The sequence below is a fragment of the Mesorhizobium sp. C268A genome (assembly GCF_040324475.1).
Classification (GTDB): Bacteria; Pseudomonadota; Alphaproteobacteria; order Rhizobiales; family Rhizobiaceae; genus Mesorhizobium.
Genome location: NZ_JAMYVX010000001.1, coordinates 2413080 through 2439086 on the forward strand (window position 1 = coordinate 2413080; position 26007 = coordinate 2439086).

Annotated in this window: 21 protein-coding genes and 4 pseudogenes; 3 read left to right on the forward strand and 22 right to left on the reverse strand. The window is 58.9% G+C overall.

All coding sequences use genetic code 11. The annotated features are described in order from the left end of the window. Positions 1-64 precede the first annotated feature (64 nt). The 6 genes from ehuD to NKL06_RS11705 form a co-directional block, all read right to left on the reverse strand. The gene (ehuD, locus tag NKL06_RS11680; RefSeq protein WP_023695054.1) at positions 65-733 is read right to left on the reverse strand and encodes an ectoine/hydroxyectoine ABC transporter permease subunit EhuD; all 669 of its coding nucleotides are present in this window, start codon (positions 731-733) and stop codon (positions 65-67) included. Further along, the gene (gene ehuC / locus NKL06_RS11685; RefSeq protein ID WP_031210846.1) at positions 730-1401 is read right to left on the reverse strand and encodes an ectoine/hydroxyectoine ABC transporter permease subunit EhuC; all 672 of its coding nucleotides are present in this window, start codon (positions 1399-1401) and stop codon (positions 730-732) included. The genes ehuD and ehuC overlap by 4 nt, the downstream gene beginning before the upstream one ends. A 79-nt stretch (positions 1402-1480) precedes the next feature. Further along, positions 1481-2344: an ectoine/hydroxyectoine ABC transporter substrate-binding protein EhuB gene (gene ehuB, locus NKL06_RS11690; RefSeq protein ID WP_352580291.1), complete on the reverse strand. Its 864-nt coding sequence runs from the start codon at positions 2342-2344 to the stop codon at positions 1481-1483. Between the two features lie 318 nt (positions 2345-2662). Continuing rightward, on the reverse strand, positions 2663-3082 hold the full coding sequence (locus tag NKL06_RS11695) for a DUF2267 domain-containing protein (RefSeq protein WP_023695048.1): 420 nt from the start codon (positions 3080-3082) through the stop codon (positions 2663-2665). A gap of 506 nt (positions 3083-3588) precedes the next feature. Beyond that, positions 3589-4521 carry an isopenicillin N synthase family dioxygenase gene (locus tag NKL06_RS11700; protein ID WP_031210843.1) on the reverse strand — a complete coding sequence of 311 codons (933 nt, stop codon included), beginning with the start codon at positions 4519-4521 and terminating at the stop codon, positions 3589-3591. A gap of 851 nt (positions 4522-5372) precedes the next feature. Beyond that, on the reverse strand, positions 5373-7058 hold the full coding sequence (locus tag NKL06_RS11705) for a GMC family oxidoreductase (protein WP_031210844.1): 1686 nt from the start codon (positions 7056-7058) through the stop codon (positions 5373-5375). Between the two features lie 191 nt (positions 7059-7249). On the opposite strand from NKL06_RS11705, the gene NKL06_RS11710 reads away from it, so the two are divergent. Beyond that, positions 7250-7960 carry a hypothetical protein gene (locus NKL06_RS11710; RefSeq protein ID WP_023695052.1) on the forward strand — a complete coding sequence of 237 codons (711 nt, stop codon included), beginning with the start codon at positions 7250-7252 and terminating at the stop codon, positions 7958-7960. Between the two features lie 78 nt (positions 7961-8038). Here NKL06_RS11710 and NKL06_RS11715 read toward each other — a convergent pair. Continuing rightward, positions 8039-9238: pseudogene (locus tag NKL06_RS11715) on the reverse strand (IS256 family transposase). A 1050-nt stretch (positions 9239-10288) separates the two neighbouring features. On the opposite strand from NKL06_RS11715, the gene NKL06_RS11720 reads away from it, so the two are divergent. Then, positions 10289-10522, forward strand: coding sequence for a LuxR C-terminal-related transcriptional regulator (locus NKL06_RS11720; protein ID WP_084567747.1), 234 nt, complete (start codon positions 10289-10291; stop codon positions 10520-10522). A gap of 515 nt (positions 10523-11037) precedes the next feature. Here the strand turns inward: NKL06_RS11720 and NKL06_RS11725 are convergent. The 9 genes and pseudogenes from NKL06_RS11725 to NKL06_RS11770 form a co-directional block, all read right to left on the reverse strand. Then, positions 11038-11880: a 2OG-Fe(II)-dependent halogenase WelO5 family protein gene (locus tag NKL06_RS11725; RefSeq protein WP_023694365.1), complete on the reverse strand. Its 843-nt coding sequence runs from the start codon at positions 11878-11880 to the stop codon at positions 11038-11040. Continuing rightward, a complete protein-coding gene (gene ectB / locus NKL06_RS11730) occupies positions 11870-13129 on the reverse strand; it encodes a diaminobutyrate--2-oxoglutarate transaminase (protein WP_031210725.1) in 1260 nt (419 codons plus the stop codon). Before ectB ends, NKL06_RS11725 begins: the two co-directional genes overlap by 11 nt. An 873-nt stretch (positions 13130-14002) precedes the next feature. Continuing rightward, a complete protein-coding gene (locus NKL06_RS11735) occupies positions 14003-14848 on the reverse strand; it encodes a radical SAM/SPASM domain-containing protein (RefSeq protein WP_031210724.1) in 846 nt (281 codons plus the stop codon). A 355-nt stretch (positions 14849-15203) separates the two neighbouring features. Then, a pseudogene (locus tag NKL06_RS11740) lies at positions 15204-16193 on the reverse strand (1-aminocyclopropane-1-carboxylate deaminase); the annotation flags it as partial. Positions 16194-16502: 309 nt separating this feature from the next. Then, the gene (locus NKL06_RS11745; protein WP_245267179.1) at positions 16503-16814 is read right to left on the reverse strand and encodes an exopolysaccharide production repressor protein; all 312 of its coding nucleotides are present in this window, start codon (positions 16812-16814) and stop codon (positions 16503-16505) included. Between the two features lie 41 nt (positions 16815-16855). After that, positions 16856-17173, reverse strand: coding sequence for a ferredoxin III, nif-specific (gene fdxB / locus NKL06_RS11750; RefSeq protein WP_023694358.1), 318 nt, complete (start codon positions 17171-17173; stop codon positions 16856-16858). Continuing rightward, positions 17170-17372, reverse strand: a pseudogene (locus NKL06_RS11755) (CCE_0567 family metalloprotein). Before NKL06_RS11755 ends, fdxB begins: the two are co-directional and overlap by 4 nt. 24 nt (positions 17373-17396) lie before the next feature. Continuing rightward, a pseudogene (locus NKL06_RS11760) lies at positions 17397-17812 on the reverse strand (DUF269 domain-containing protein). A gap of 152 nt (positions 17813-17964) precedes the next feature. Then, entirely contained in the window at positions 17965-19131 is a 1167-nt protein-coding gene (locus NKL06_RS11770; RefSeq protein WP_023694356.1) for a TlpA disulfide reductase family protein, read from the reverse strand. A 281-nt stretch (positions 19132-19412) separates the two neighbouring features. Here NKL06_RS11770 and NKL06_RS11775 point away from each other — a divergent pair, with 281 nt between their 5' ends. Then, complete coding sequence (locus tag NKL06_RS11775) at positions 19413-19718, forward strand: hypothetical protein (RefSeq protein ID WP_156939181.1); 306 nt, start codon at positions 19413-19415, stop codon at positions 19716-19718. Between the two features lie 648 nt (positions 19719-20366). Here the strand turns inward: NKL06_RS11775 and NKL06_RS11780 are convergent. From NKL06_RS11780 to nifE, 6 genes are all read right to left on the reverse strand, one after another. Beyond that, positions 20367-21251: a universal stress protein gene (locus tag NKL06_RS11780; RefSeq protein WP_031210723.1), complete on the reverse strand. Its 885-nt coding sequence runs from the start codon at positions 21249-21251 to the stop codon at positions 20367-20369. Between the two features lie 100 nt (positions 21252-21351). Then, positions 21352-22131 carry a winged helix-turn-helix transcriptional regulator gene (locus NKL06_RS11785; protein WP_023694354.1) on the reverse strand — a complete coding sequence of 260 codons (780 nt, stop codon included), beginning with the start codon at positions 22129-22131 and terminating at the stop codon, positions 21352-21354. A gap of 27 nt (positions 22132-22158) precedes the next feature. Then, entirely contained in the window at positions 22159-22638 is a 480-nt protein-coding gene (locus NKL06_RS11790) for a NifX-associated nitrogen fixation protein (RefSeq protein ID WP_023694353.1), read from the reverse strand. A gap of 17 nt (positions 22639-22655) precedes the next feature. Next, the gene (gene nifX / locus NKL06_RS11795) at positions 22656-23153 is read right to left on the reverse strand and encodes a nitrogen fixation protein NifX (RefSeq protein ID WP_031210722.1); all 498 of its coding nucleotides are present in this window, start codon (positions 23151-23153) and stop codon (positions 22656-22658) included. Then, complete coding sequence (gene nifN / locus NKL06_RS11800) at positions 23119-24501, reverse strand: nitrogenase iron-molybdenum cofactor biosynthesis protein NifN (protein ID WP_023694351.1); 1383 nt, start codon at positions 24499-24501, stop codon at positions 23119-23121. The genes nifX and nifN overlap by 35 nt, the downstream gene beginning before the upstream one ends. A 9-nt stretch (positions 24502-24510) precedes the next feature. Next, a complete protein-coding gene (gene nifE / locus NKL06_RS11805; RefSeq protein ID WP_031210721.1) occupies positions 24511-26001 on the reverse strand; it encodes a nitrogenase iron-molybdenum cofactor biosynthesis protein NifE in 1491 nt (496 codons plus the stop codon). Between the last annotated feature and the right edge of the window lie 6 nt (positions 26002-26007).

Sequence of the window (26007 nt, forward strand, 5' to 3'; positions counted from 1 at the left end):
GAGCACGCTATAGCGCGTCGTGACGTTCTCCAAGCGGACTATGGTTTCGCTCATGGCGGACCTCCTACTGCAGATGGTAACGGCGGCTGAGCCAGAAGCTCACCGACTGCACAATCGCGGAAGCGACCAGGCTGAACACGAGGTAGAAAAGGCCGGCCATGGTGATCGCCTCGACGTAGCGATAATTGTCACTTCCGAAGTTCTTCGCCTGCTGCAGCATCTCGAGGATCGCGATGGCCGCCAGGATTGGCGTGTCCTTGAACATGCCGATGAAGTAGTTGCCCAGGGCGGGCACGATGGGCGGGATCGCCTGCGGCAGAATGATGGCGCGCCAGGACCGCGTCCGCGACAGGTTGAGCGCCGTGCAGGCCTCCCATTGGCCCCCTTCCACGTTCTCGATACCGCCGCGGTAGCACTCCGAGCAATAAGCGGCGTAATGGATGCCGAGCACGCCGATGCCAACTGTCCAGGCAGGGATGACGATGCCGAACTGCGGTCCGACGAAATAGACGAAGAACACCTGCAGCAGCAGCGGCGTGGAGCGGATGAACTCTACGATCTCCGCCATCGCTGTGGAGATGTAGCGGTTCGGCGACTGGCGGATCAGCGCGAAGACCAGGCCCAGCACCAGCGCGATCGCGAAGCCGAGCAGCGTGGCCTCAACCGTGACAATCGCGCCTCGATAGAGATACGGGAACGCCTCCCAGACATAGGACCAGTCCCAGAGGCTCATGCCTGCGCCTCCCGCACGAAGCCACGCGAGAAGCGGCGTTCCAGCCGGCGCACGAAGGGCGTGATGAGGGCGCGCGCGATGACGTAATAGCCGAACAGAGCCACCGCGAAGAACAGCAGGTAGTTGCCGGTGGCGTCGGCTGCCAGCTTGGAGGCGGTGGTGAGCTCGGTAATGGTGATGAAGAAGATAAGCGAGGTACTCTTAAGCAGATCGATCAGCAGGTTGCCCCAGGCGGGCAGCATGGCGCGGATCGCCTGCGGCAGGAAGATACGCCGCATCGCGGTGAGCCGCGGCAAGTTGAGGGCAATGCTCGCTTCATACTGGCCGCGGTCGACGCCCTGGATAGCGGCGCGGACCAGCTCGGCGCCGTAACCGGATACATTCATGCCGATACCGAAGATTGCGACGGTCCAGGGTGACAACGCGACCCCGAAGATAGGCAGCACAAAGAACCACCAGTAGACCTGCACCAGCATCGACGTTCCGCGGAAGAATTCGATATAGGCGATGCCGAACCAGCGCAGCGGCCAAAGTGGCGAGATCCGGATCAGGCCGACGATCAGCCCCAGGACGATCGCTACCAGAGATGCCGCGAGGGTCACGACGAGGGTGATCATGACGCCCTTGGCGAGCGCCGCCACGCTGAAGCCGAGCGCGACGTCGCTCATGTCCTTCCCCCCGCTGGGCGCTCCCCGGCCAGGGCCGGGGAGGTGGTGAGGCGCATGGATGGCAATTCCCGGCCTGGCTTCAACGCTTGCAGAGCTCGGCGGCCGTGGTGCCGTCCGGGAGGGTGGCTTTGGTGTAGCCGTATTTGCCGACCGATGCCATCATCTCGTCCGAACCGATATAGTCTTTCAGCACGGCATTAAAGGCGTCGACCTCCGCCTGCTGGTTGGGCAGGAAGGCGAGACCCGAATAATAGCTGTTACCTGCCGGGACCAGCTCGACGCTGTCGTCTTTGTCAGTGAACTCCTTCATAGTGAAGTAAGCGCCCGAACCCGCTGCCGCGCGGCCGGCCTTCACCGCCTGCAGGATTTCCGCCGGGCCGGCGACCTGCATGATCTTGTCGTCGGGGACGCCGAGTTTGCGCATGAGCTCGATTTCGCTGTAGCCCGCGCCGGTGACGAAGGTGAGGCCCTTGTCGTGTACATCCTGATAGGAGTGCAGTCCTTCCGGATTGCCAGCCGGAACAATCAGCGCGTCGGTGGCCTTCACGATTGGTTCGGTGAACAGCACGTTCCGACAGCGCTCCGGCAGGATGTACATGCCGCCCGTGATGATGTCGAAGCGACCAGCTTGCAGGCCGGGGATGAGCGAGCCCCATTCGGTGACGACCGGCTCGACCTTGGTCGTGCCCAGCTTCTTCAGTATATCGATCGTCATCGCATTGACAAAGCCGAGCGGCTCATTGTTTTCGCCAGGATAGGCCCAGGGAACCTCGTTGGAGAAGCCGATCCGGACCGCCTCTCCGTTCTTGATCTTATCCAGCAGCGACTGCGCCGAAGCCGACCCGGCAAACGAGGCGATTGCCATCGCTGTTATGCCGAGTGCGGCAATTCCCCTCAGGATTGCACGTCCATTCCTGTTTTTGAGGTGTTTCCACTTGTCCATCTGTAGTTCCTCCCAGCTCACGTTCTTGTTTCGCCGCTAGTCCCACGAGTATCTGAGACGACATTCAGCTCCACGCGCTCGCATAAATCATGATGCGGCAGTTCCACTTGTCATGAGCGCCTTTGAACCCAAGAAACTGTTCTCGCAGTGGGAGCATATAGGCCGGCGATTTAGCCTTGCCCTACTGTGATCGGTGTCAATCGGTCGGACACCCTTGGTTGCTTAGTTGCGGACCTGTCAGGAAGCGCAGCCAAATCAGTTTCTCGGTCGATAACGCTCCCAAGCGTTGGCTTCGTGGATGCTCATGGCGCAGACGTCTCAGACTGGCCAAAGGTCATGCAGCACACTTGGAGTGGCGGCCTTGGCATCTTCGACCTCTGCTGCAGGCAAGCGGTCCACAAATTGCGCTAGGACCGAGCGGGCAACCTCTTCCGGATCCACCGCCGGGTGATGGTGGACGCCGTCGTGGATCCGGTCGAGAAACGAGTTCCGGTTTCTGCCTTTGGGGCGGCGGCTGGGATTCCAACCCTCGTAGTAGAAGCCACGAAGTAAAACTGGCAACTGTGCTCCCATGTAAACAGCCTCGTCGCGATCTAGGCAGTCGCGCAGGGCGTGCAGCGTCGCAATCAGAACGTGGTAGACCTGCTCACGATCCTGCCAGCGAAGTCTCCACATCAGATCGCTGATCCAATTCTGGGTTGCTTGCAGTGCGCTATTGAAATCACGGCTCACACACATGAATATCTCCTGTCAATGACACTTTTCAGGATCAGTTTACCAAACAAACAAAACAACGCGCCCGCCTGCACATCGGAGCCCCATCGAGATGGAACCGCTCTAGTGGCGATGTGTTGCAATGCTTGGAGCTGGCACTCAAATCTTTAGTTTGCCAAAAGTCGAACGTAATGTATCTTATCTCGGTGCGCTCGCTGAAGATGTGACTTGTTCTACTTATGCAGCCAAAGGCCAGAGAAATACTTAGATGACGCTGGTCATCGAGTCGTTCGGCACTAGTCGCTCCGCTTTCCTTTCCAAAGTTATCCGCGCAGCGCAGCCCCACAATAGAAAGCCGTGGTACTGCAGCTTGCCTGAAAAGTACCGCGCTTCGATCTCGTACGGCACAATCCAACAATGTGTAGGCACAGCTGCGGACAAATTTCTTCTGGACGATTTCATCCAGGGCGCCACATCCAGGTGTGCCACCTCGTCGCCGTAGTTTGCTCAGGTTCCATGAAGCCGAACACTTATTGCAACTCTCGCGCGCGTCCGGCGCCGTTCCCCTTTTCCCATATTGACTCGTAGTTGCGCAGCATCATTTCCGAGACACTGAAGGTGTGCTGTCCTTGCCGGGAACTCAGGCGTGCGTCGATGTCCGGATAGATAAAGAAGGGAAGCGAAATTCGTTCAGCCGGACCAGGGTGCACGACCTGATGCGGCGTACTCTTGAACCGGTCGTCACTCAAGGCCTGAAGCATGTCGCCCAGATTGACCACCAGACTGTCAGGGAGGCTCGGCGCCGGTGTCCAACGCCCGCCGAACCACACCTGCAAGGAGGGCGTGGGGAGTTCCTCCTGCGGTAGCAGCGTGAAGAAGCCATTGTCGGTATGCTTAGCGGCCATGCCGCCGGTAGACGGGTACCGGATCACGCGTTGCAGTACCGTCGGCGGGTTGAAATGGCGTTGGAACCAGCCCTCTTCCATTTCGAGCAGGTCGGCCAGCGCCATTCCGAGCTGCGGCACAACCCCGTTGAGCACGGTAGCCTGCAAAGCAAGCAGGCTTCGAGCGAAACCAGGAGCCACCTCATCATCCGGAAGGCGTGTGCGTCCGGCAAACGGACGCCGGTCGCCTTCATTCTCGATACCGAGGTCGAACATTTCCTTTGGATCGGGGCCGGCCTCGGGATGCAGCATTTCGCCGCGCAACGGACTGTATCCACGGGCGGTAGTGGGGTACACGTCTTGGGCAGAGTGACCGTAACGTTCCTTTGTCGACTGTGGCAACGCGAAGAAACGCCGGGAAGCGTCGATTGCTTCGGCGATCTGTTCTTTCGGGATTCCGTGCTCGACAAGGTAGAAGAACCCATAATCCTCGCAGGCTAGGCGTAGGCGCTCGCGCTCTTCGTGTTGCGTTGCATCGGCTGCCAGTTTTGCCATCGAGATTTGCGGTAGTGTGGTCATAGTCGCTCCTCTATTAGTGCTTTGGGCTTATGGGATTCCTGGAAAACGTGGTAGCCGGCATTAGCTTCCGTTCAACAAGCAATGCCATTGAGACATTTTGAATAGCTATCTTTGGGTATCTTGAGTTATCCACCATATCTGCGCGATTAACAATACAGGACAGATTAAGAATATGCGCTTTATTATTACATATCATTTCCCGGTCTTAACGATTGTTATTTAATCTTAAAGTTCGTCAAAAAATGGGATGTTGAGGAACTCTCCTGTAAATGCCTAACGGGGGGCCTTTTCGACGACACGGCCGAAGATTGGCCGAAACTCGTTCGAATTTCACTGACCGTGCAGCTGAACCCACAAGCGAACCCCTATGGTTTCAGCGCGTGACGCTACGGACAATCATTCCAGTGGAAAGTTGCACTGCACGACCCGGGTAAAGCCCTGAATGGGCTCGTGACCGTGTGATCGACGAGATTGGCGCCTCGCGGAATCGGGCCTTCAAGTTCTCAGCAAGGCCGGCCGCAGTACCTGAGGTACCGGATCGGGGTCCGTACCTCTTCATGCGTGACACCTATCGCCTTTGCCGGTGTCCATACACACGACTGCCGCGAAAGCATCGCCTCAGTGCGTCGGCAGTGGGGAACAGCATGCATCCAGGGACGTAGGAATGCATGTCTATAAGGACGCGATCCCAGACACCCGGTGAGCGGCAGCGACGGCAGCCCGACCTGTTCGGGCCCTGGCTCCGCGACGATGGCAATAGTCACGGCATTGACGAGTTATCCGACCTCGATCCACCTGCCGGAAGACGAATCCCGCCGCTCTCCTCGATGAAGCTTTTGATTACCTCTTCGCTAGCCATTCCGGTCTTCTTTCAAAATCGCGTCAGCCATCTTCTCAGCCACCATGATCGTTGGAATATTTGTGTTGGCCCGGGGGCAGAATGGCATTACCGAAGCGTCGGAGATCCTCAACCCGGGAACATCGCGAACGCGGCCCGATGGATCGGTCACGGCGGCAGGGTCCGAGGCTGCCCCCATCCTGCAGCTCGACGTCGGATGCCAATTGCCGGTCACGTTCAGGCGGACAAACCGGTCCAACTGCTCTTCGTCATCAATCAGATCTGAAATGCTATGACCATCCGTTATGACGTGTCTAATGAGACCCCGACGCAGGCGTGGAGAGCAGTCCATGAGCAGAGCCAACACCGAGGTAAGCCCGTAATTAATGCAATTGACTTTGCTAACCTGCTTCGCCCGTAGGTTCCAAGCTGACGGGAACGGATCGAGCGCCACGGCCGACAGTGAATCTTGCTTCAGCAGGCGGGCGATAAAGCGGAATCCTCGCTTCAATCGCGCGGCGTCCCGCTCATCGCTCAACCAGTTGAAATCCACCTCCGGCGCGATTGCGTGCGAGCGATCCTTCAGGACGATGGTTCCTGTCGAAAAAGTGCGGTTTACCCAGAAATAGAGGGAGCCGAGGCGCCTGCCGAGCGGGTGCCAGGCCGACTTGGCAACCGCCGATATTGCCATATCCGTCGAAGGGCATCCACTGTAGCCCGACGAGTAACGAGCATGGATCTGGATGTGGCCGCTCACATTGGGAGCCATGCGATCGCCTAGTTTCAAGTACGTCGAAACGGCGATCCCTGGATGTTCCTGAAGGCTCTGGCCCACACCTTTCAGCTCTGTAACGACTGGAATACCGAGCTTTTTCAGTTGCTCGGCCGGACCTATCCCGGAGCGCATCAATATGGCGGGCGAATGGATGGCTCCGGCGCAGAGGACCACGGTGGAAGCGCGGTACGACTGCCGGCCCAAGTTGTTTTCCGTCTCGACACCCGCTATGGCGCGTCCTGAAAAGGTCAGCCGTACAACCGTTGTTTCCGACAAGATTGTCAAATTGGGCCGAGAGCGGACGCTCTCGGACAAGTAGGCCATCGCAGCAGAAACCCGGTGACCGTTTCGGTTCGTCAACGGAACAGCGGAGTATCCGTCACCAAAGGCACCATTGAAGTCCGGCCTGAAATGAATACCAGCATTTTCATACGCTCTCGATACCGCTCGGATAAAGCCGGACCAGTCTGATTGCCGAACACGCCTTATCGGCAGGGGACCAGCTTTGCCGTGAAATTCGCCGTCGAAATCCATATCGCATTCCAGGCGGCGGAAGTATGGCAGAACCTCGTCCCAACCCCAGCCCGTTGCACCGCTTGAGGCCCATTCATTATAGTCTTCGGGACCACCGCGGTTCGCCACCTGGGCATTGATGCTGGAGCCGCCGCCCATGACCCGGGCCTGCTCGTAATGAACGGGCTTGCGGCCGTCCCGTATCATGGTCGCGTCGAGTGACGGCCACTGATAATCGGGATTGAAGTAAGCACGCGTCGGATTGCCGTCGAGGATGTCGTCAGGGACGGAGTTCGGGGGTGTATCGGGACCGGCCTCGATGAGCAGCACGCGATTTCCATCGGCGGAGAGCCTGCTCGCCATGACGCATCCAGAGGACCCCCCACCTACGACGATATAGTCGAAAACCAAGGCAATCCTCCCTATCCATCCATATGCCGCCGACAAGGGCAGCAGGTGTTAATAGGCTACTTCAGCAAGTGCCTGGACACGCTATCGTGGCCAAAAGCGGACGCGTCAACTACCAGATCCCGTAGTATCGGTGCTTGCCCGTAAACTCTAGAAGCCGTGCTGGGTCAGCCCATTGACCAGGGTGCAACGGCATGCAGAGCAACGTGACGACGCTGGAGGTTTCGAAGTACCTCTGTGCAGCAGAGGAGCTGGGGCGCAAGTCCGGTCTCCATATTACGATGGGTGACGATTTTGAGGAATATGTTGGGATAACCAGCAGACTTCCCGGTAAGTCACCGACTTATCCAAGCTTCCGTCCCGATAGTTCTTACCTTCCGCCTGGAAAGGCCTTTTGGATCGTCGGGCGGGATCGGGAAGGAAGAGTAGCGCATGTCCAGGCACTGCGTTTAGATCATCTATCCAACACAGACCTTGCTGAGCACCTCGGGTCGCTCAGAGCCTGGTTCGCGGATCCTAACCTCAAAGCCGGGCCCGGTTCCTCGTCTCGCTGCGATGCGCCGACTGCTCGCGGCATGACCGGGCCGGTCGCATATCATGGCGACATCTGGTTGCGCGAGGACTTTAGAGGCCGGGGACTCTCTACCTTTATCGGGCGCATTGCATTCGGACTGGCTTGGGCTCACTGGGCGCCAGACTTCATTTACGCGCTGGTTGCCGGCTGGCATATCGAAAAAGCAGTAGTCGATCGCTACGGCTATCTTCATTGCGAGCCGCACGGATCAATCCTGCACTTGCCTGCGCACGGGATAGACGACGACGACTGGCTCGTTTGGTTGACGCGAGACGAACTGTTGGAGACGCTTTCGCGTAATCTCATAATGGACAACATCGCGCTACGCTGATCTGACGCCGATCGTGTCCCGCGGCGTGGTGTAGCTGGCGGCATTAGTCGCCGTGCTCTCCGGCATGGGCCGGGCTGATCAGCGCGCCACGGCTGGCAGGCTGATCAGGGGATCATCGCTCATCTGGCTGATCGTTTCCCAGAGTCATATATCTGGCCCGCTGCACTGCCCATTCATCGTTCTGTTCGAGCAGGATTGCGCCGACGAGGCGCACGATCGCATCGTCGTTCGGGAAGATTCCGACGACCTCGGGTGCGCCGCTTGATCTCGCCGTTGAGACGTTCGATCGGATTCGTCGAGTGGAGCTTGGCGCGATGTTCCTTGGGGAAGGTCATGTAGGCCAGCACGTCGGGCTCGGCGTCGTCCATGATTGTCGCCAGCTTCGGCACCTTCGGCCGGATCTGGTCGGCGACGGCGCGCCATTGTTCGGACGCGGCCTCGGGCGTTTCCTGGGCGAAAGCGGTGGCGATGAAGGCTGAGACGACCCTGCGGCCGCTCTTGCCGGCATGGGCCAGCACGTTCCTCATGAAGTGGACGCGGCACCTCTGCCATGTCGCGCACAGCACCTTGGTGACGGCCGCCTTGAGGCCTTCGTGAGCATCGGAGACGACGAGCTTGACGCCGCGCAGGCCGCGAAGTGTCAGCTTGCGCAGGAACTCTGTCCAGATCGGCTCGGCCTCCGAGGTGCCAATCTCCATGCCCAGTACCTCGCGCCGGCCGTCCGCGTTGACGCCGACGGCGATGATAACGGCGACCGAGACGATCCGCCCACCGCGGCGGACCTTCAGGTAAGTGGCGTCGATCCACAGGTATGGCCAATCGCCCTCGATCGGCCGCTCGAGGAAGGCCTTCACCTTCCCGTCGATCTCCTCGCACAGCCGCGAGACCTGGCTCTTGGATATGCCTCTCATACCCATGGCCTTGACCAGGTCGTCAACCGACCGGGTCGAGATGCCTTGCACATAAGCTTCCTGGATGACGGCGGTTAGCGCCCTCGGCCATGCGGCGCGGTTCGAGGAAACCTGGGAAGTAGCTTCCCTTCCTGAGCTTCGGGATGCGCAGCTCGACCGTGCCGGCCCGCGTCTCCCAGTCCCGGTCGCGGTAGCCATTGCGCTGGGCGAGCCGCAGCGGGTTCTTCTCGCCATAGCTGGCGCCGGTGGCCGCGCCCACCTCCATTTCCATCAGTCGCTCGGCGGCAAAGCCGATCATCTCCCGCAGCAGATCGGCATCCGGGGTCTTCCCCACGAGCGTGCGCAGGTTCATCATGTCGCCGGTCATCGGTGGTCCTTCCGAAATGGGTTGGCGTCAACAACCAAACCCTACCGGAAAGCGCCGATGACCACCCACACGCCGCTCGCTCGCTACAGCGCTACTAACGGCGCGCTCGTGAGCGGCTTCGCTACCGCCGAGCTACACCACCTGATGGGACACGACCCTGACGCGCACCAAATGCAGTATGAGATCGCCTCGTCTTGGCGAATGGCAAGGTCTCGAAATGTCCGGCAACTGAGCCAGTTCATGTATGAACCTCAGCGACTATCAATCGATCAGGCCCGAATTTCCAGCGACGCCCATGCCGCAAAGGCAGCGGAGTCTAGGCGAGATCAGTGGCGCTGGGCTCGGGTGGCCATGGGTTCGGTTGCACAGTATCCGTCAATCCCGCTATCCCGGCCTCGGCTTTGAGACTGCACCGATCCGGCTACGCTGTCGGTCCTGCGCAGCAGTGTTTGGTCGCGACCAGAGTTGGGCTGGTCCGCAATATTAATGCGGCACCCTCTGCAGCTCTGCCTGCTGGGACGTGGCTTAGAAGCTGCATTTTTCACCGGCCAACAGACGGGATCCGGATTTTGTCACCGACGGCGAACTCGGCATGTGGCTTCCCCGAGGCTCTGTTCCAAGAAGGTCTCCGACGGAACCTACACGTGATCGCCGCGAACGCCGGTTCAAGCGACCAGGGGCCATACTACCCAGGAACTGACGTTTGCTTAGATGGAAAGCTCCGTGAAACGGCGGGATCTCCCCGCGGGATACCCCGTCATCATCGGATCGGTGGGCGGAGCGGGAGCTGGCACATCTCAACCGGGTCGCCGAGATCTCTCGAGAGATTGCGCCAACTTGATCAGAAACTAAGGCCATTTCTCTATGTTGCGCTTTCATAACGATATGGAAGCCTAAATTCAAGTTAAATAACACTGATAGCAGCAACGATGTCGTAGAGCTTTGACGATGCCAGCTTGACGAGAACGGCGCGCAGGGCCGTACCTTCAAAAGCCGGCAGCTTGTGGGCCAGTGACACCCTCCTGTGCAAATAGCTGCGGAGCAGAGACTATGGAACACCGGCGGATTAGCGGCATCGGCGAGATACCTACCCTTTCTCCAAGAGAAAAGGAGTGCATCCTATGGACGGCGAAAGGGAAGTCGTCGTGGGAAATAGGGCAGATTATAGGCATCTCTGTAAATACTGTTAACTTCCACATAAAAAACGTTATGAAAAAGACGGACACAGTTAGCAGAACAACAGCGGCCATAAGAGCGCTACAATTTGGAATTATCGAGTTGTAGAAAATCGGCCAAAAAATCTCGCACAAATAATGTCATGCCTAATTCACGATGCTTCTGTTGCGGAGAAAGGCACTCTTGCGATTCGGCGGTTTTAACGTCCATTGTGCCAGGAGTTTTCTTGAACATGCATCTGTCGGAGCGTGGGAACACTAATTTGGCCCATTTCGGAAACGGTCGAAGGCGAACCGCGGTGCCCTGCCACACTGACGCAGGTAAACGCCCGATCGATGTAGGAAGAAGTATACGTTGCCTAGACACCTCTCGCGTTGCTTCTGACTTGCTTAACATCACCTCGCGATGCGTGTTCGGTTCGGCACCGGGAACAGTGGAGCGCCGGGTCGCGGACAGGTAATTTGGTAAATCGTGTCGGAGACCGGCAGCACCTGAAACGCCAATTGCTTCATGATAATGTCGGCCTGGATCAGCCCGGGGGCGGCTGTGACTAAAGGGGCCTCCCCCTCGCGTTGCGACCAATGTGAGACCTGTCGGCGGAAGGGCAGTAGCGACCTCCAACATCAGGTCCACCAGACAACAAGATCCGGCCGCGCAAACCCGAAGAAGCTGTTCAGCACTAGGCGACGCTTTCCGTTGCCTGATTGACCGGTGACCCCGTGAACGAAACCGCCATCGATCAGGCCGATATCCCCGGCCCTTAGCTGGAAGTCGCGACAAGGAACGCCCTCGAGATAGGCTGCCGAATAGGGGTAGCCCGTAGTCTCCACACCTTGAGACTTTCGGTCAGTGACTGTCGGCTTGTGGCTCCAGAGCCGCAGATTGCCACCTTCCTCGGGCATGCTGGGATAAAAGTTGAGTGCTGCGACGGTGTTGTGCGCCACCGCAGAAAGCTCGTAATCGTTCCCAGCACATAACACTTGAGCGACGTCGTCGTGGGGGTCCAAGGAGAATGTGCCGCTGCCAGACCAACTGAGAGCGCGACAAACATTAGCCTGACCGTGCTCCGAACGGGCCAGCCGCAATTCAATGCCCTGTTTGCGAAGCTCGCGCTTCAACGCGTTGAACAATGCTCGGACCGGATCAACCAGATTCTCAAAAAGGGCGTCGACGTACTGTCGCGCAGTTTCCGCCTCTGCGAAATAGGTGGCTGCATCCTTCCTGTAGTGGGATGCGCCGACATATTGTCCGGGGACGCCGTCCTTACGCTCCTTGAGACCGGGACTGCCACTGAAATTCGCGGTGATCTCCTCGGCTATTTCGGTGCTGAAAGCTTGCTTGATGTGCAGAGCGGTGATCTCACCTTTCAGGACTGAGATGATCTCCGCAGTGCTGATCGAGCCGGTTCGCTCTCTGATCTCGACAGGCGAGATGGCTGGGGCTTGGAACACTTGATTAGTCTTCATTGGCTTGCTCCTTTAGTGCGTGATCAAGGATGGCGATGCCATGATCGAGTTCGTCGTCGGTGATGGTTATCGGCGGGAGGACTTTGATGACGTCGCGATTTGGTCCTGAAGATTCGATCAGCAGGCCATTTTGGAACGCGACATCGTGCACACGGCCGACAACGGCCTGCGAACGGCACTTGAGGCCGGCCATCAGACCGCGGCCGCGCTTTTGTTCGATGCACTTGGGAAATTTCGCAACAAGGCTGTCCAGGTGTCTTTGCAGTTTGGCAGCTGTCCGCTCAACGCCTTCAGTAAACTGTCCGTCGGACCACATTTTGCACATCGCTCCTGCAGTCACGAAGGCTAGATTGTTGCCTCTGAAAGTCCCGCTATGTTCTCCCGGTTTCCATATGTCTATTTCGGGGCGAATTAGAACAATCGAGAACGGACTACCTGAACCGCTTAGGGACTTCGACAGGCACACGATGTCGGGTTCGATCTTCGCGAACTCGAACGAGAAGAAATCGCCCGTTCGTCCCGAACCTGCCTGAATGTCGTCGACGATCAAAACCACGCCGTGCTTACGGCAAATCCGCTGAATTTCTGTAAGCCAAGCTGCGGATGCGGCGTTCATGCCGCCTTCTGCCTGGATGGTCTCCAGGATGATTGCAGCGGGCTTTTCTATGCCGCTCCCTGGGTCGCCCAATACGAAGTCTATGTAGCCCGCCGAATCGAAATCGTGGCTCGGATATCCGTCATAAGGGACACGGATCACATCGTGGCGAGCGACGCCGCCCAGATCCCTAGTTGACGCCGAACCCGATACCGCCAGAGAGCCAAGCGACATGCCATGGAACGCGTTCGAGAAGGCCATTACGCTCGGGCGGCCGGTATATTTTCGCGCCAGGGCCAGCGCCGCCTCGTTTGCGTTTGTGCCGGTCGGCCCAGGAAATTGTATTTTGTAAGAGAGGCCTCTGGGCTTCAGGATCGAATCAACAAACGCTTCAATAAAGTCACGCTTCGCAGCCGTATACATGTCGAGCGACAGAAGAATGTTCTCGCCGACGAGATATTCGATTGCCGGGGCAATGATATTCGGGTTGTTGTGTCCGTAGTTGAGGGCGCCCGACCCTACGAGGAAATCGATATATGGGTTGCCGGCCTCGTCCCAGATAGTCGCCCCAAGGGCTCTCGTAAAGACCGCGGGAAACGATCGCCCATAGCGACGAACGTTAGACTCATGAGCTGCAAAAACGTCGCTGTTCATTTCAGGGTCCCTCTGCATGTCTGCCGCGTCCAACGAGCAAGTGATTAAATGCGTATGGTCGGTTGCGCGGTGTGTTTTCTAGGCGGAACTTTGGACGGTCGTGACCTCCCAGGAATGTGTTCGTAATCCCGACACGCTCCTCAAAAAGGTCCGCGCCGAAAGGGAGACCGGACTCGCGCGGCAGCTCAACGGCACTGACGCCTTCGGAACCTCCACCGTAGTCACGTTGCTCTGCATGGCGGTATCTCTCGTCTATGCGTTGGAACGAACTCAGTTCTAGAGTTTTCGGGGAAGCGTCGATACTACGGTATTTGGTAGTTGACGCACCTGCTTCTACCCGGCGAAACGCCCTGCCAATCCTATCAAAGCTCAGCGCTAGCGCCGGCTCATGGCGTGACAGGCGCTTCTGCCATGCAGCAGCATGCTAACGTGTTGCAGGCGCTCCGGCAGCAACACGAACCATCGTGCCCCGGCTGGTGGTGTAGCTCGGCGGTAGCGAAGCCGCTCGCGAGCGCGCTCAACAGCGCGGAGCGAGCGAGCGGCAGCGGCGATGTCGGCGTTCTTCAACGTCGGGGCGCTTTCGGACCGCTCCTGAAGCGTCTCGGCCAACTCTGCCATGAATGAGGATTAGGGTTTCGAAAAGCCGACAGCGGAGGATGTAGGTGAGACCAGGCTAAGCCGGTTCTCCCCCTCTTGGGCCAATAACCAGACAGCTTCGTGCTGGGAGATGCTACCACAGGATGTGTCGAAGCCGAGTAAAAATGGGGACTAGACCGCCATCGACCGGGTTCACGCGAGGCAGAAGGAGGCGGCCCGCCTGATGCACATCGACATTCGATCCGCCCCGCTTTCAGGCGGTTCGCCGACCTCCAATCAGCATGCGGACGCCGTTGGATGGGCATATTCGCACATCCTACAAAGCAGAAAGCCATCTCTCCCATTCATGCGATCGGCGACTTCGCTAAAAACTAGCCCTTCAAAAAGATATTCGTATTCGTGGCGCAGAAGATTGCCCAACACGTGGCGCCGTTCAAAATCCATGCAGCAGAGCGTAACGTCACCGTTTGGGAGAAGAACATTCCGATACTGCCGTCCGTCAACGCATGTCAGCGCTCCGACGACTGGCTGTCGTGGTTGGACGATCTTCGGATCGACGCTTCCGCCCCTGCTGCTCAGAGGCCGCGCGCGAACTAGCGCGCCGGCGGGGATTATGTCGACGATAGCGGGATGGACCTCGCCCAAGACTATAAACCGAATTGAGGCAATGTCTGTGTCGACCACTTGACGAATCAAAGCGAGATAATTGTCTCCGACGAGACGGCTATTCATGTATGCGCCATCATCGAGAACATGGACCACGAATACCCTTGAGCGCAGCGCTAGCAAGCGGTGTAGATCTCGCCCCTTCATTCCTACAAGCGTCGTGAAAATCCGGATGCCATGGCCTCTGGCGTAAGCGTGCTCGACCATTTCGGTGCAATCCGGATTGAGCCAAGGCTCGGAGTATCCGGCGAAACTAATGTCGACGGAAGTTGGTACGCGCGCCAGACATCGCTTGAAATCTTCAAGACGAAGATGCTTCACATGAGAAACCGCCCTTTGCCGATGGGCGAACTTGTCCTGCGGACAATAAGAACATCCGACGATGCAGCCGGTGGTCGTCGTTATTTCTAAAACCCTGCCGCCGGGAATGGCAGAGCCCAATTCCTGTAAGATCATCGGATATTCCTCCACTCTTATTGCGTTATTGGCCGATCACGAATTTTGAATACTATAACTTACTTGGCTAAATCCATAGAAATTGTTTCGGCAGCCACATTGAATTATTTCTCCTGTATATTTACCTATCAACTTTGGTCTAATATGCCACGATGATACTCTAAGCGAACTTATTTCCTCAGCAAACGATCCATCGATCAAAATTTCCAGATCAACTCAGTCAGCTTCGCGTTTAGCGGCTAATTAACCGCCGGCGCCCTCGGTTTGCTGGGCGGCCCTGGAACCAACTTTGGGCGCATCGCCGGCACGCAGGACGGCGAAATCGCAAGCTGTCGAGCGTCAGCCGTTGCGGAAGGAAGGTGTAACTGAAACCGTTAATGGCCCGCCCGCCGCCGAGGTGCGCGTAGCCCTCGATCCCTCTGGAAAGCAGCCTTTCTGGACGAGGTCGATCATCCCTTGCATCGATTTGCCCTCATAGACGGGATCGGTAATTAGACCCTCGAGCCGCGCACACAGGCGGATGGCCTCCTGGTTTGCTCGGAAGGAAGGCCGTACAGGGAGACGCGTACCCCTCGAGCAACACCGCGTCATCCTCGATGATTTCCGTGCCAAGGTCGACGAGCTTCGCAGTATACCGGGCAATGTTTAGCACCTGCGCCCTGGTTTGGGCGGGGGTGGCAGAAGCTCGATACCGAGGAGATTGGGCTGTCGACGGTCCTTGGCAAATCCACGAGCATGCCGGCATGCGTCGAGCCCGTGACCGTGCAAACGACAATGTAGTCGAAGGCAAACCCAAGCTGTTTCTCCTGGGCGCGCACCTCCTCGCGAACCCGACGTACCCAAGCCCGCCATATTTCTGAACTGAGGCCCCTGCCGGTATCACGTAGGGCCTCCTGCCTCTTGACTTGACCTCATTGAGCGCCTGTTCCCAACTGCGCGGATGCCGATGTCAAAGCCCCATCGACAAGGCGCACCTCTGCTCCCATAATCCGGCTCAAGAGAATGTTGCCGACCCGGTCGTAGACGGTGTCCTCATGGGGTACCCCGCTCTCCTGACCCAGGAGACATTTCATGCCGATCTTGCCGACGACCGCGGCGACCATCCGCGTGTGGTTGGACTGCACGCCGCCGATGGAGACAAGCGTATCGGCATTTGACGCGATCGCGTCGGGAATGATGTATTCGAGCTTGCGCGGCTTGTTTCCGCCAAACGCAAGACCGGAGTTGCAGTCCTCGCGTTTGGCGTAGATTTCCACCCTGCCCCCCAGATGCTGGGAGAGGCGGTCGAGCTTCTCGAAGGGCGTGGGCCCAAAGGTGAGCGATAGCGTTCGAACTTTTGCAGCATTTTCTCTCCGGCAACACGCGATGGAGCTGAATTAGCCATGCGCGAGTCATTTTAGAGGCCTCTTTGATTTGCGTCGTCTGTGTTATCCGACGCCCAAAAGTACGTCATTGAGGGTTGCAACCGCACGCCGGCATACTGCGAGCGGCTACCAATATGGCATTCACGAACTGCCTCTCCTGGATTAACCAGAATGACCTGATCGCGGTCTCCATCGACTTCTCAAGCAAAGTATTCCTTCGAATATCTGCTCAATATTTATGGTTGGTCCAAAGTGGTGCCAGCTTGAGCACTTGACCTCGTCATGACACCTCAAGGCAGCAGCAGCGATATGGCCAGCATTTGATCGCGCTGGAGCAAATCTGCGGATTCATTCGTCACCTCATCAAGGTCTGGCGGCTCGGATCCAACTTCCTTGGAACTGCCGAAATGCTCAGCCCTCTGGCCAACTCGGCTATCGCAGCCAGACCGCCAGATCAGAAAGAGCACGCTTGCGAAATACGCCAGCTGAAGGAGCAGGGAACAAGCCAGGGTGGTGACGACTACTGTGCCGATTGAATGAGATGCGAAGTAGACAGTCAGTGCGGTGCTGCACAGCACCACCCCTAGGACTCGACAAAACATTATAAAGGGCAACGCCGTTCTCCTGGTTTTGTCTCCGCAGATCACGCTGCGACCTGATCGGCCGCAACATGGGTCTGGCAGTTCTTCGGGCAGACGCGGGCGCAGGCCCCGCAGCCAATGCAGCGGCCAGCATGATCGACGACCATGATCATGCGATTGAGCTCGCCATCGAAATCGTCGTCTTTGCCGTCGCAGGCGCCGAGGATTTCACCCGCGTCATCGACGCCGTAAAGATGCATAACCTCGCGAGAGCAGACTTTGAAACAGCGGCCGCAGCCGATGCAGGTCGTCCCGTCTATAGCGGTGAGATATTCCGGCACCCATCCGGAGCCGTCGCGGGTGATAAATGTGTTCGTCATCGTAACTTCTTCATTGCAGCGAGCGCTCTCTTGGCACCATCCAACTCGGAAAAAACCGCCGACTTTCCTGAGCAACTTCCTCTATCTCAGTCCATTTTCCCGGGAGATCCTCTGCAAGGTCGTGCAATTTCATCTTGGCAACTGCCGCGCGCAGCTGAAGCCTTCGGACTTTCTTCCCCATCTCGTCTAGCTTTGACATAGATCCTTCCTCGAAATCGGTTCTTCACGCCCGTGCAACGTCGGGATAGGCTTCGCCGTGGTGGCATCGTCGACCAGTTTCGTACCGGCCTCCGCGAGTTTCCGGAACGTCTCGGAGCCGAACCGGTGGACGTTTCGACATAACGGCCAACCGCCCGGCCGGTAAAAGCAATCGTCCGAAGTCCCAGGCTGGAACGCTCCTTATTGATCGCGAGCGCGAGGGCGGTATAAAACACGTCGAGCCTCCACAGCACGTCCGTCTCGGGATCGCCGATGATACGAACTGCACGGCTGTTTTCTGGTGACGATGAAGTCGTCCAGCAGTTCGGCATGGCACACTTGCGCAGCCGACGCCCGGCTCGGGGCGGCCGATTCTACGCAATTGATGTCCTTCGGGCCGACCTTGAACACGTCCTCGACTGCGACGTCTTCCACGCGAATTCGCGTTGAACATCACTTCCGCCGCAATGCGGCCCGACGCCATGAAGATTTGAGCCTCGATCCTGCTGCAAACAATCGACCAAGTGCTGCATGGACCCTCCTTGCCGCGGTCACGCTAGGGAAATGGACGAATTGGAAGCCATTTCGCCCAATTACCCATTTTTATCTTTCCTCCTCGGCTGACCGCGCTTTGGCACCTTCGGGAATTTGTTTTGCGCAGCCGCAAAGAGAGCGCCGCAACAAGCCCTCGCACCCCTGTACTTGGCGAGGGCCTGCAGCAAATGCGGCAGATGCTGCTCTTTCAATTCGGCCGGGATAGGCTCCGGCCCGTCCAGCGACGTCAGTGCCACTTCGACCAACTCGATCGCGCGATCATTGTTGCCGTTCTCGTGATAGTACCGGGCGACCGCGGGATAGGATCGGAACTTAGGGCTGTCGCCTTGCGGGGGATTCAGCGCCAGGATGTGTTCGGACAGCTCCTTGCCCATCGCGAAGCGCTCAGCAGGGGGAAGGCGCGAATGGTCATTGGCCGGATGGAAAAGTTGGTCTAGCGCCGAAACCATCCAATCCTCGGAATTTTTGTCGATCGCGTCGCGAACCAACTGGCGCATCACGGGCAAGCTGGTCCACATGTCTTGTATTTTGTGAAGCAACAGATGTGCATGGGCCAGGCGGAAATTGAGGTCGTCCGGCATCAAGGCAATGCCCTCTTCGATCGCCCAGAGCGCCGTCTTCCAATCTTCCAACTTCACCGCAGCCCAGAACCTGTCATCTAACGGCTTCTTAAACACTTGTTCGCGCGCCAGGGGTTCGCTTGTGGCGATCCGCTCATGATCGGCGGCTTTCGCTTTCTTGCTGGTACGCCAGCTACCGTTGAGCACTTTCGGCAAAACCTCACCGAGTTGGCTCGGATGGCCTATAAAGGCGATGCAGCCGTCTCGGTCGACTACGAACGAGGTCGGAATCCCGACGCAAAAACTGGGTTCCCTCCAAAGTTTCTTCATTTCGCCTGTGAAGTCGAACGCAATCCGATGATTCAGATCCGGGCACTTTTCGGCCAACCACGCGTCCAACTTAGTCCGGGCCTCGACGGCCGTTGGAGCGTCTTCATCCGCCGCGATCCCGACGACCTCAAGTCCGCTGTCCTTGTATTTCTCCTGTAGCTGCATCAGCTCGAGCATCTCCGCCGCACATAGTTCGCACCAAGTTGCCCAAAACTGGGCGATATAAACTTTGCCGGGCTGGAAGTCCGCAAGGGGCTCGCCACGCAGCCAGTCCTCCACTTTGATCGAAGGAGCCGGAGACCCCATCCGCAACATACCTTGCCCTCCACAGCTGGGAGAGCATCGCTCGTCTTGCGCATCTGCGTGCATTCAGCTTTCACTCAGTGTTGCTGAAACTTAATTCGCAAAGGCCATGCCAACGCGCTCAGCGTGGTGTAACCAATTGATTTTCCTTTAAAAAAATCCCGGGGCGCTCAGATAGCCGGTTGTATCAGTCGCGACATGTTTTCTGCCATTGTCAGCTCTTGGACGCGCACCACCCGCTTCGCGTCGGCACAGAAGCGTGGCCACGGACGTCGACATATAGGGACGAACAGATGGACATCATGACTGCGTTGGCTACCCGCCAGCCACGTCGTCATCGTCCGCCTCAAGCCTTGCTTGAGCTTCTTGCCGCTCCGGTCGCTCAGCGGAAGGCCATTGCGATTACAGGGGCCGCTCGCTCCGAGCATCGCCTCTGCCCTACCTCTTCCGCTTTGCGCTTGAATTCCTGGCTCGCAACGCCAGAGTTTCGCGACGAAGCCGGTCATGTCGGGCTGCGGGTCGCAAATAACGCCAGATTGACGATGATGATCGTGGCGAAGAGAGCCGGGATGTGTCCCGGCATGTGCCGGGCCGGTTAACTCTCCCGGATTCCTGCTTTTGTTGTTCTGTATCCCTGTGCACGTCCTACAGGGACCACATGGTGCGAATGTGAGCGTTGTGGGAATTGACCGGCCTCAAGGCCGCTCGGTCGCCACGCGGTGGGCCGGGCAGACTGAAAACGCCGAAGATGCGGCCGCCCCCGCCGGCTGACCCGGCTACCATCCCAGGCGATGACACGTGATTGATGCCACCGTTCGCGCCGAAGGGCCGGCAAGAGCCGACCGTCGGACTCGAAGGTCGGTGCCTTGGCCGCTGCACGGTCGTTGCGGTGTTCCGTTCCCGGCCAGAGGTGAAGGAAATCGTGATAACGCGAATACGATGAGGCTACGGCCCGAACGCGGCCTGCCGCGCTGAAACGACTCTCTTTCTCGACCTGACGCCGGCTCGAGTATCGCTGGTTTGAGCGCATTGAGGACGCCTGGGCTTCTGCCCGGCCGTTTGTATTTACGGGTTGTCTCGGCGAGCAGACACCGAGCGCGTTAGAGGCGCCCGGAGAATGTTCTTCGCGACGGCGCGCAAGTTGCTCGCGGAACCTGCTCGTTTGCGCGACCTTCCTGCGACTTGGCATCAGGGTAGGTGACCAGCGGAGTAGAGCTTGGACAGCATCGGTGCTACTTCAGAACCCGTCAGCGGGCCAAAAACAGCGGCAAAGGCGGCTTGCCAACTATCCATCTCGTCACGCTACCGAAGAGCCGCTCGCGCAGCCGGCGATTGCCATAAGCGCCCATGACTATCATGTCGGCAGACGTTTCGATTGCGTGCTGCGCTAGCACCGTGGCTGCCGATTTTCCGGCGCTCGCCAGCCGGTCGACCGAAACCCGAGCACCGTGCCGAGTGAGATAGGCAGCGATGTCGGCTCCCGGCTCGGCGCCCTTTCCGGTGCAGGTCGCCTCCGGATCGACGACTGCGACACGAACTTCCTCAGCACCGGATAGCAGATCCAGCGCTTCCCGAACCGAACGGGACGCCTCGACTCGCGAATCCCAGCCGACCAGGACGCGCCGCGGAGACAGAGTCGCCTCAGCGCCCTCCGGTACGACAAGCACCGGCTTTCCCGTATCGAACAAGCTGCCGTTGATAACAAGAGGTCCCAGACTAGCCTCATTGAGAAGTGCGGGGCCGACGATTGTCAGGTCGGTGCAGAGCGCCCGCTGTCGCACCGCGTCACTGACGCCAGTCTTGTCGCAGTGTTCGGTGTCGACATCATAGCAGCGCCACGTGGCTCTCAGCACTTTGTGAATTTCCCTCGATGTCTTTTCCAGGTTGGCCATGTCCTGTGAAAATTGTTCCCGTGCGGCAATGTGGTGTGCGCGATGTCTAGACCACTCGGGGATGCCACCGCCCAACGGCGGAGGGGACCCAATAACCGGAGGCGACATCAGGAGCGGCGGAGGCGATATAATTAGTACGGAAAGATACGCGCCGACCTCGGCGCACAAGCGAGCAGCTATTGCGACGTCCTGATCGGAATGGTCAGCTCCCGTCACACTGAGTATTTTCTTGAAGGCCATCTGACTGCTTCCCCCTGAGATGTCGCGCCCGTAGCGCGTTTCGAACCGCAAGACTTGCCTTCCAACAAAGATGGAGAGTGGCACACCGTCCGTTCGCGATTCAGTCGTCCAGCTTCTCAAGCGAGTAGCCCGCAGACCGGACAGTATGAATAACGCTACCTGGCGAGGCCGCCTTCAGCGCCTTTCTGATCCGGCTGATATGGACGTCGACAGTGCGTTCACCGACGTGGATATTGTCCGGCCAGGCCGCGTCGATCAGCTCGTCTCGGCTGAAGACCTTGCCGGGAGCCTCAAGAAATTGCCGCAGCAGGTTGAATTCGAGAGGTCCGAGATGGATGTCGTGGCCATTACCTCGAACCCGGTGAGCATCGAGCTTCATCTCAAGGCTGCCGCAACAGAGCCAGCTGCCGTTTTTTATCCCGTTTGAACCCGGCTGTGGCAGCGCCAACTTCGTGCGTAGACAGTCAAGCAGCTTGGCCGGTGCGAAGGGCCGCACAAAGCTCTCGTCAACACCTGCCTTCAAGAGATCGAGGTGCTGGTTCTCGGCGCCGGGCGCGATCAACGCAATGACAGGCAGGCGGCCGGTCCGGGGCTCCCCCTTGAACCGGGCGCAGATTGTGGAGCCTGCCGCGCTTGCTGGCCCGCAGTCCAGCACGACCGCCTGGAGCTCCCGTTGATCGGCCAATGCAAGTGCTTCCTTCACGCCGCCTGCCGGCTCACTCGTGAAGCCGTCCACCCCCAGAATGTGGCTGAGGAACAGATACAACTCCGCATCTTGCGAACAGATCAGTACCACCGGCTTCATCAGCGCTACCCCAAGAACCACATCGGCCTCGACCGCCTCGATTGAGAGGGCTCGCATGTCCTCAAGGCCTGACATGATCCCTCCGATCGAAAATCGGTTCCATCACGCCCGCGCCACCTCGGGATAAGCCTCAATGGCTGTGGTGGCATCGCCGGCCAGTTGGGTACCGGCCGCAGCGAGTTTCCAGAACGTCTCGAAGCCGAACCGATGGACGTCGCGCAGGGTCTTGGACAGAACGACCAGTCGCCCGGCCGTGAAGAGCACGCGCCCGAAGCCCTCGTGGCTTATCTCCATCATCGGCGATGCCATCAGGCCGGAGCGTTCCTCAATCGCAAGCCCGACGGCGGTGTAGAACTTGTCGAGCCTCCACAGCACGTCCGGATCGGGATCGCCGATGATTGGAATTGCACGGCGCTGTTCCCTGGTGATGATGAAGTCGCCCAGCAGCTCGGCGTCCGATTTGCCTTCCCATGACCCGTGGGAATCATTGGCACGGATCAGCCGCACGAGGCATTTGACGAACGGGGTGGCAAGAGCCGCCTCGTCCTCGGTGGCGGCAGGGCTAACAGCGGCTTCAAACATTTCGCCCACTCCTCATTTCAGCTTTCGTCCTCGAAGGAGGGTTTCTGTTCAGCGACACCTGCCTGCGCCAGCACCTTGCGCAGCCAAGGGGGAGGACACGTCCTGAGCATCATCTGCGTGCGCAACAGCACCTCTTGGATGGTCTGGGGCTGCGGGACTTTGATCGGATGGATCTTTGCGGAAACAAGTTTGGCTGCCGAAGGTCCGCCGATCGCCAGACAAAACAGGAGATGACAGCCCTTCAGCGCCTCCACCTTCGGGGTGATGCGGTCATCGCCCTCAGTTCGATGCTTCCCGCTCTCGTCGGAAACGTCATCGAAGGCCACGGCTTCCACGAGATTCCACTCCTCGCGCATCACGTCGTAGACAGCAAAGCGCCTGGCCGATCCGAAATGGGCGTTGAGGTTCTTCATGTCCTGCGTGGCGATCGCCACGCGCAATGCGCCCGCTTGGCGTTCCGGCGTCGGTGCGTGAACCTCGTCAGTGACGAGCGAGAGGCGACGGACGGAGCTCATCTGGCATTTCTCGCTTACGGAGTGGATCAAGCGCCTCAGGCGTCGGCGCTCGCCCGTTGGCTTCGAAAATGTTGCCAACCTCGAAGATCAGGTCGCGGGTCCCCTGGTAGAGGATTGTGAGCTTGTGCTGGGCCCCGAGCCGGTCGAAGATCGGGAAGCCGACCCGCATGAGCGGAATGCCGAGGCGCTGCGCCGCCTGGCGGCCGTGGGAATGAGTAACGAGAAGATCAGCGCCGTCGCCAAGCGCTTCCAAATCGCCGAGATCGCCGATTTGAACCGACTGCGCCGGCACTTCCTCCAGAATTTTCGACATAGCGGCCGTTGTGACCGCCGCCGCGATTTCGGAGCCCATGCCGATGAAGAAGCTCGCGAGTTGGTAGAGTTGGTCTGGTTCAGCAGCGATCGCAATTTTCTTGCCTCCAAAGTGGAAATGTCCATCGAGCAACGCGTCCTGCAACTGCGACCGCTGACGGCGCACCCCAGACGGCGCCGCCGCGCCCGAAACCGTAGACAGCAGCGAGACGAACCGGTCGGCGTCTCTCAATCCAGTCAGTGACCGGAACAGTACGTATGGCACGCCGGTCAACCTATGCAGCACCTCGGCCGGGCGGCGCATATGCTCACCGATGACGATACATTGCTCGGCCGCGCCAAGCTCGCGGATATCCTCGACGCTGGTGCCGCCATAGGTGGTCGTGACCCAACGGTCGGGCACCGTACCGTCGAGCGAGCCGGAGACGTCCGGCAAAATCACCGGCTTCAGTCCAAAGCTCTCAACCATCTCGCGCACATGCTCGATGTCAGCCACAGTGAGGTTCCAGCCAGGCAGGATCACGATCTTCTTCGATTTCCGCGCCTGCTCGCCGGGCCGTGTAATCCCTTCGATCATTGCGGTGACAGCTTTGGCCCAGCCCTCTTCGATCGCACCATCGAAATCTGGCGTGTTGGCCAGCACCACCTCAGTACCCGCGAGTTCTTCCGCGCGCTTCAGCCTGATATTGGCGATATCTCCTGCGCAGTCTTCGCCCCGGGTTTCCACCAGCGCGGTCGTGCAAACCCCGATCAGCGTTGGCTTTGTGCGGGCCTTGAGGTTGAGGATCGCCTCTTCCAGATGGTCTGCCCCGCCGAGGATCGTCGCCACCTCGTCCATCGCGGTTGTCTGCAAGGGAATGGCTTCCTTGAAATGTCGCACGAAGAGCACGAGCGCGAAGCTGGTGCACCCTTGGCTGCCGTGGAACAACGGCATCGCGCCGTCGACGCCAAGAAAGGCCAAGGCGGCACCGAGCGGCTGCGATGACTTCAGCGGATTGACCGCCGCCGCTTTGGTCTGGGGAAGGATGCGAACCATCTGCTTTCCTCAACACTCGCCGAAATCGTCGGCCGTCGTGCCGGCGAATTCCTGGACAGCATGCAAGGTCCCGGTCTCGCTTTTCGTGCTCGGCCGTTCCTCCCTCACCGCACGCTGGCAATCCCATGGTGCCGGCTCCCGCACCTGCCCCCAGATCGGGTTGTGAATGGCGATGTCGATCTGGCGTACGAGTTCCACCATGCCGTCATAGCCGGCGTAAGGGTGTTGGCGCTCCTGGTTGATATCGAGCCAGGGTGTCTTGGCCTTCAGCGCGATGAATTGCGTGCGCCCGCCCGACAGCAGGATATCGGCCTTGTGTTCGGAGAGCATGGCGTAAAGCTCGCGCGCTGCCATCTGCTCGAATATATGGTTGTCGTCCTTGAGGATCTGCTTGATCCGCTCCTTGTCTTCGACGGTCGACTTCTTGACAGAGGTGCCGACGATCTCGATCCCGATCTCCATCAGCGCATGGACGACCGACCAGGACTTCACGCCGCCGGTGTTGAGCAGCACGCGCTTGCCTGCGAGCCTCGGCCGGTAGGCCGCTAGCTTCTTCCAGGCGATCGCCTCTTCCTCTGCAATCAATACCTCGGTGCGGCCGAGGATCTCCGGATCAGCACCCTGCTTCACGAGCAGCTCAGCTATGTTCCGGAGTGCATCCGAGGTATCGGTGATGCCGTAGAAGGAGCCCTCGAAAAACGGGATGCCCCAGCGCTCGTCCATCTTGCGGGCGAGATTGATGAGCGCAGTGGAGCACACCATCATAGCCGCCCGAGCGCGGTGCGCGCAGGCAATGTCGAAGTAACGCGCGTCACCCGGAATGCAGGCGCGCACCCGGATCCCGAGCCGATCCAGCAGCGCCTTCACCAGCCAGAATTCGCCTGAGAGGTTGAATTCGCCAAGGATGTTGATGTCGTAAGGACCGGGATCGTCGGGCTCGGCCGTGCCGATGACATGCTCGAGCAACGCCTCGCCGGCAAGCCTGTTGCCAAGATTCTTGGAGCCGACGAAGCCCGGCGCGTTGACCGGTACAACGGCCAAGCCGAACTTTTCCGCCGCGCGCTGGCAGACGGCCTCTATGTCGTCGCCGATCAGCGCCGTCACGCACGTCGGATAGACGAATATCGCCGGCGGCCCATACGCTTCCTTGATCTCGCGGATCGCTTTGAAAAGCTTCCGCTCGCCCCGCCCCATCACAACATCGACTTCGGTGAGGTCGGTCGTGAAGCTTGTGCGCCACAGCGTTGGCCCGGACGAAGCCGCACCGCGGTTGTCCCAGGAATTGCCCTCGCAGGCGAGCGGCCCATGGACCAAGTGTGCGGCGTCGGTGATCGGCTGCAGCACGATCTTGGCGCCATCGAAGGCACAGCCACCGGCCGCCGCTCCGGGGGTCAGCGGCTTGGAACAGCCCTTTTTGCGCGCCTTGGCATCCTTGCCGCGGTTCTGCTCGCAGCCAGGCTCGTTGAAGACATCCTGGATTTTGGCTCTGAGCAAGGACATTGCGTC

What these genes read in the sequence shown, in the direction of transcription:
- NKL06_RS11735 (WP_031210724.1), bottom strand. Translation starts at nt 14,848, where the DNA reads ATGATCTTACAGGAATTGGGCTCTGCCATTCCCGGCGGCAGGGTTTTA.
- NKL06_RS11785 (WP_023694354.1), bottom strand. Translation starts at nt 22,131, where the DNA reads ATGTCAGGCCTTGAGGACATGCGAGCCCTCTCAATCGAGGCGGTCGAG.
- nifX (WP_031210722.1), bottom strand. Translation starts at nt 23,153, where the DNA reads ATGAGCTCCGTCCGTCGCCTCTCGCTCGTCACTGACGAGGTTCACGCA.
- nifE (WP_031210721.1), bottom strand. Translation starts at nt 26,001, where the DNA reads ATGTCCTTGCTCAGAGCCAAAATCCAGGATGTCTTCAACGAGCCTGGC.
- nifN (WP_023694351.1), bottom strand. Translation starts at nt 24,501, where the DNA reads ATGGTTCGCATCCTTCCCCAGACCAAAGCGGCGGCGGTCAATCCGCTG.
- NKL06_RS11745 (WP_245267179.1), bottom strand. Translation starts at nt 16,814, where the DNA reads ATGTTTTGTCGAGTCCTAGGGGTGGTGCTGTGCAGCACCGCACTGACT.
- NKL06_RS11700 (WP_031210843.1), bottom strand. Translation starts at nt 4,521, where the DNA reads ATGACCACACTACCGCAAATCTCGATGGCAAAACTGGCAGCCGATGCA.
- NKL06_RS11780 (WP_031210723.1), bottom strand. Translation starts at nt 21,251, where the DNA reads ATGGCCTTCAAGAAAATACTCAGTGTGACGGGAGCTGACCATTCCGAT.
- NKL06_RS11775 (WP_156939181.1), top strand. Translation starts at nt 19,413, where the DNA reads ATGGACATCATGACTGCGTTGGCTACCCGCCAGCCACGTCGTCATCGT.
- NKL06_RS11725 (WP_023694365.1), bottom strand. Translation starts at nt 11,880, where the DNA reads ATGAAGACTAATCAAGTGTTCCAAGCCCCAGCCATCTCGCCTGTCGAG.
- fdxB (WP_023694358.1), bottom strand. Translation starts at nt 17,173, where the DNA reads ATGACGAACACATTTATCACCCGCGACGGCTCCGGATGGGTGCCGGAA.
- NKL06_RS11720 (WP_084567747.1), top strand. Translation starts at nt 10,289, where the DNA reads ATGGAACACCGGCGGATTAGCGGCATCGGCGAGATACCTACCCTTTCT.
- NKL06_RS11695 (WP_023695048.1), bottom strand. Translation starts at nt 3,082, where the DNA reads ATGTGTGTGAGCCGTGATTTCAATAGCGCACTGCAAGCAACCCAGAAT.
- ehuC (WP_031210846.1), bottom strand. Translation starts at nt 1,401, where the DNA reads ATGAGCGACGTCGCGCTCGGCTTCAGCGTGGCGGCGCTCGCCAAGGGC.
- NKL06_RS11710 (WP_023695052.1), top strand. Translation starts at nt 7,250, where the DNA reads ATGCAGAGCAACGTGACGACGCTGGAGGTTTCGAAGTACCTCTGTGCA.
- NKL06_RS11790 (WP_023694353.1), bottom strand. Translation starts at nt 22,638, where the DNA reads ATGTTTGAAGCCGCTGTTAGCCCTGCCGCCACCGAGGACGAGGCGGCT.
- NKL06_RS11770 (WP_023694356.1), bottom strand. Translation starts at nt 19,131, where the DNA reads ATGTTGCGGATGGGGTCTCCGGCTCCTTCGATCAAAGTGGAGGACTGG.
- ectB (WP_031210725.1), bottom strand. Translation starts at nt 13,129, where the DNA reads ATGAACAGCGACGTTTTTGCAGCTCATGAGTCTAACGTTCGTCGCTAT.
- ehuD (WP_023695054.1), bottom strand. Translation starts at nt 733, where the DNA reads ATGAGCCTCTGGGACTGGTCCTATGTCTGGGAGGCGTTCCCGTATCTC.
- ehuB (WP_352580291.1), bottom strand. Translation starts at nt 2,344, where the DNA reads ATGGACAAGTGGAAACACCTCAAAAACAGGAATGGACGTGCAATCCTG.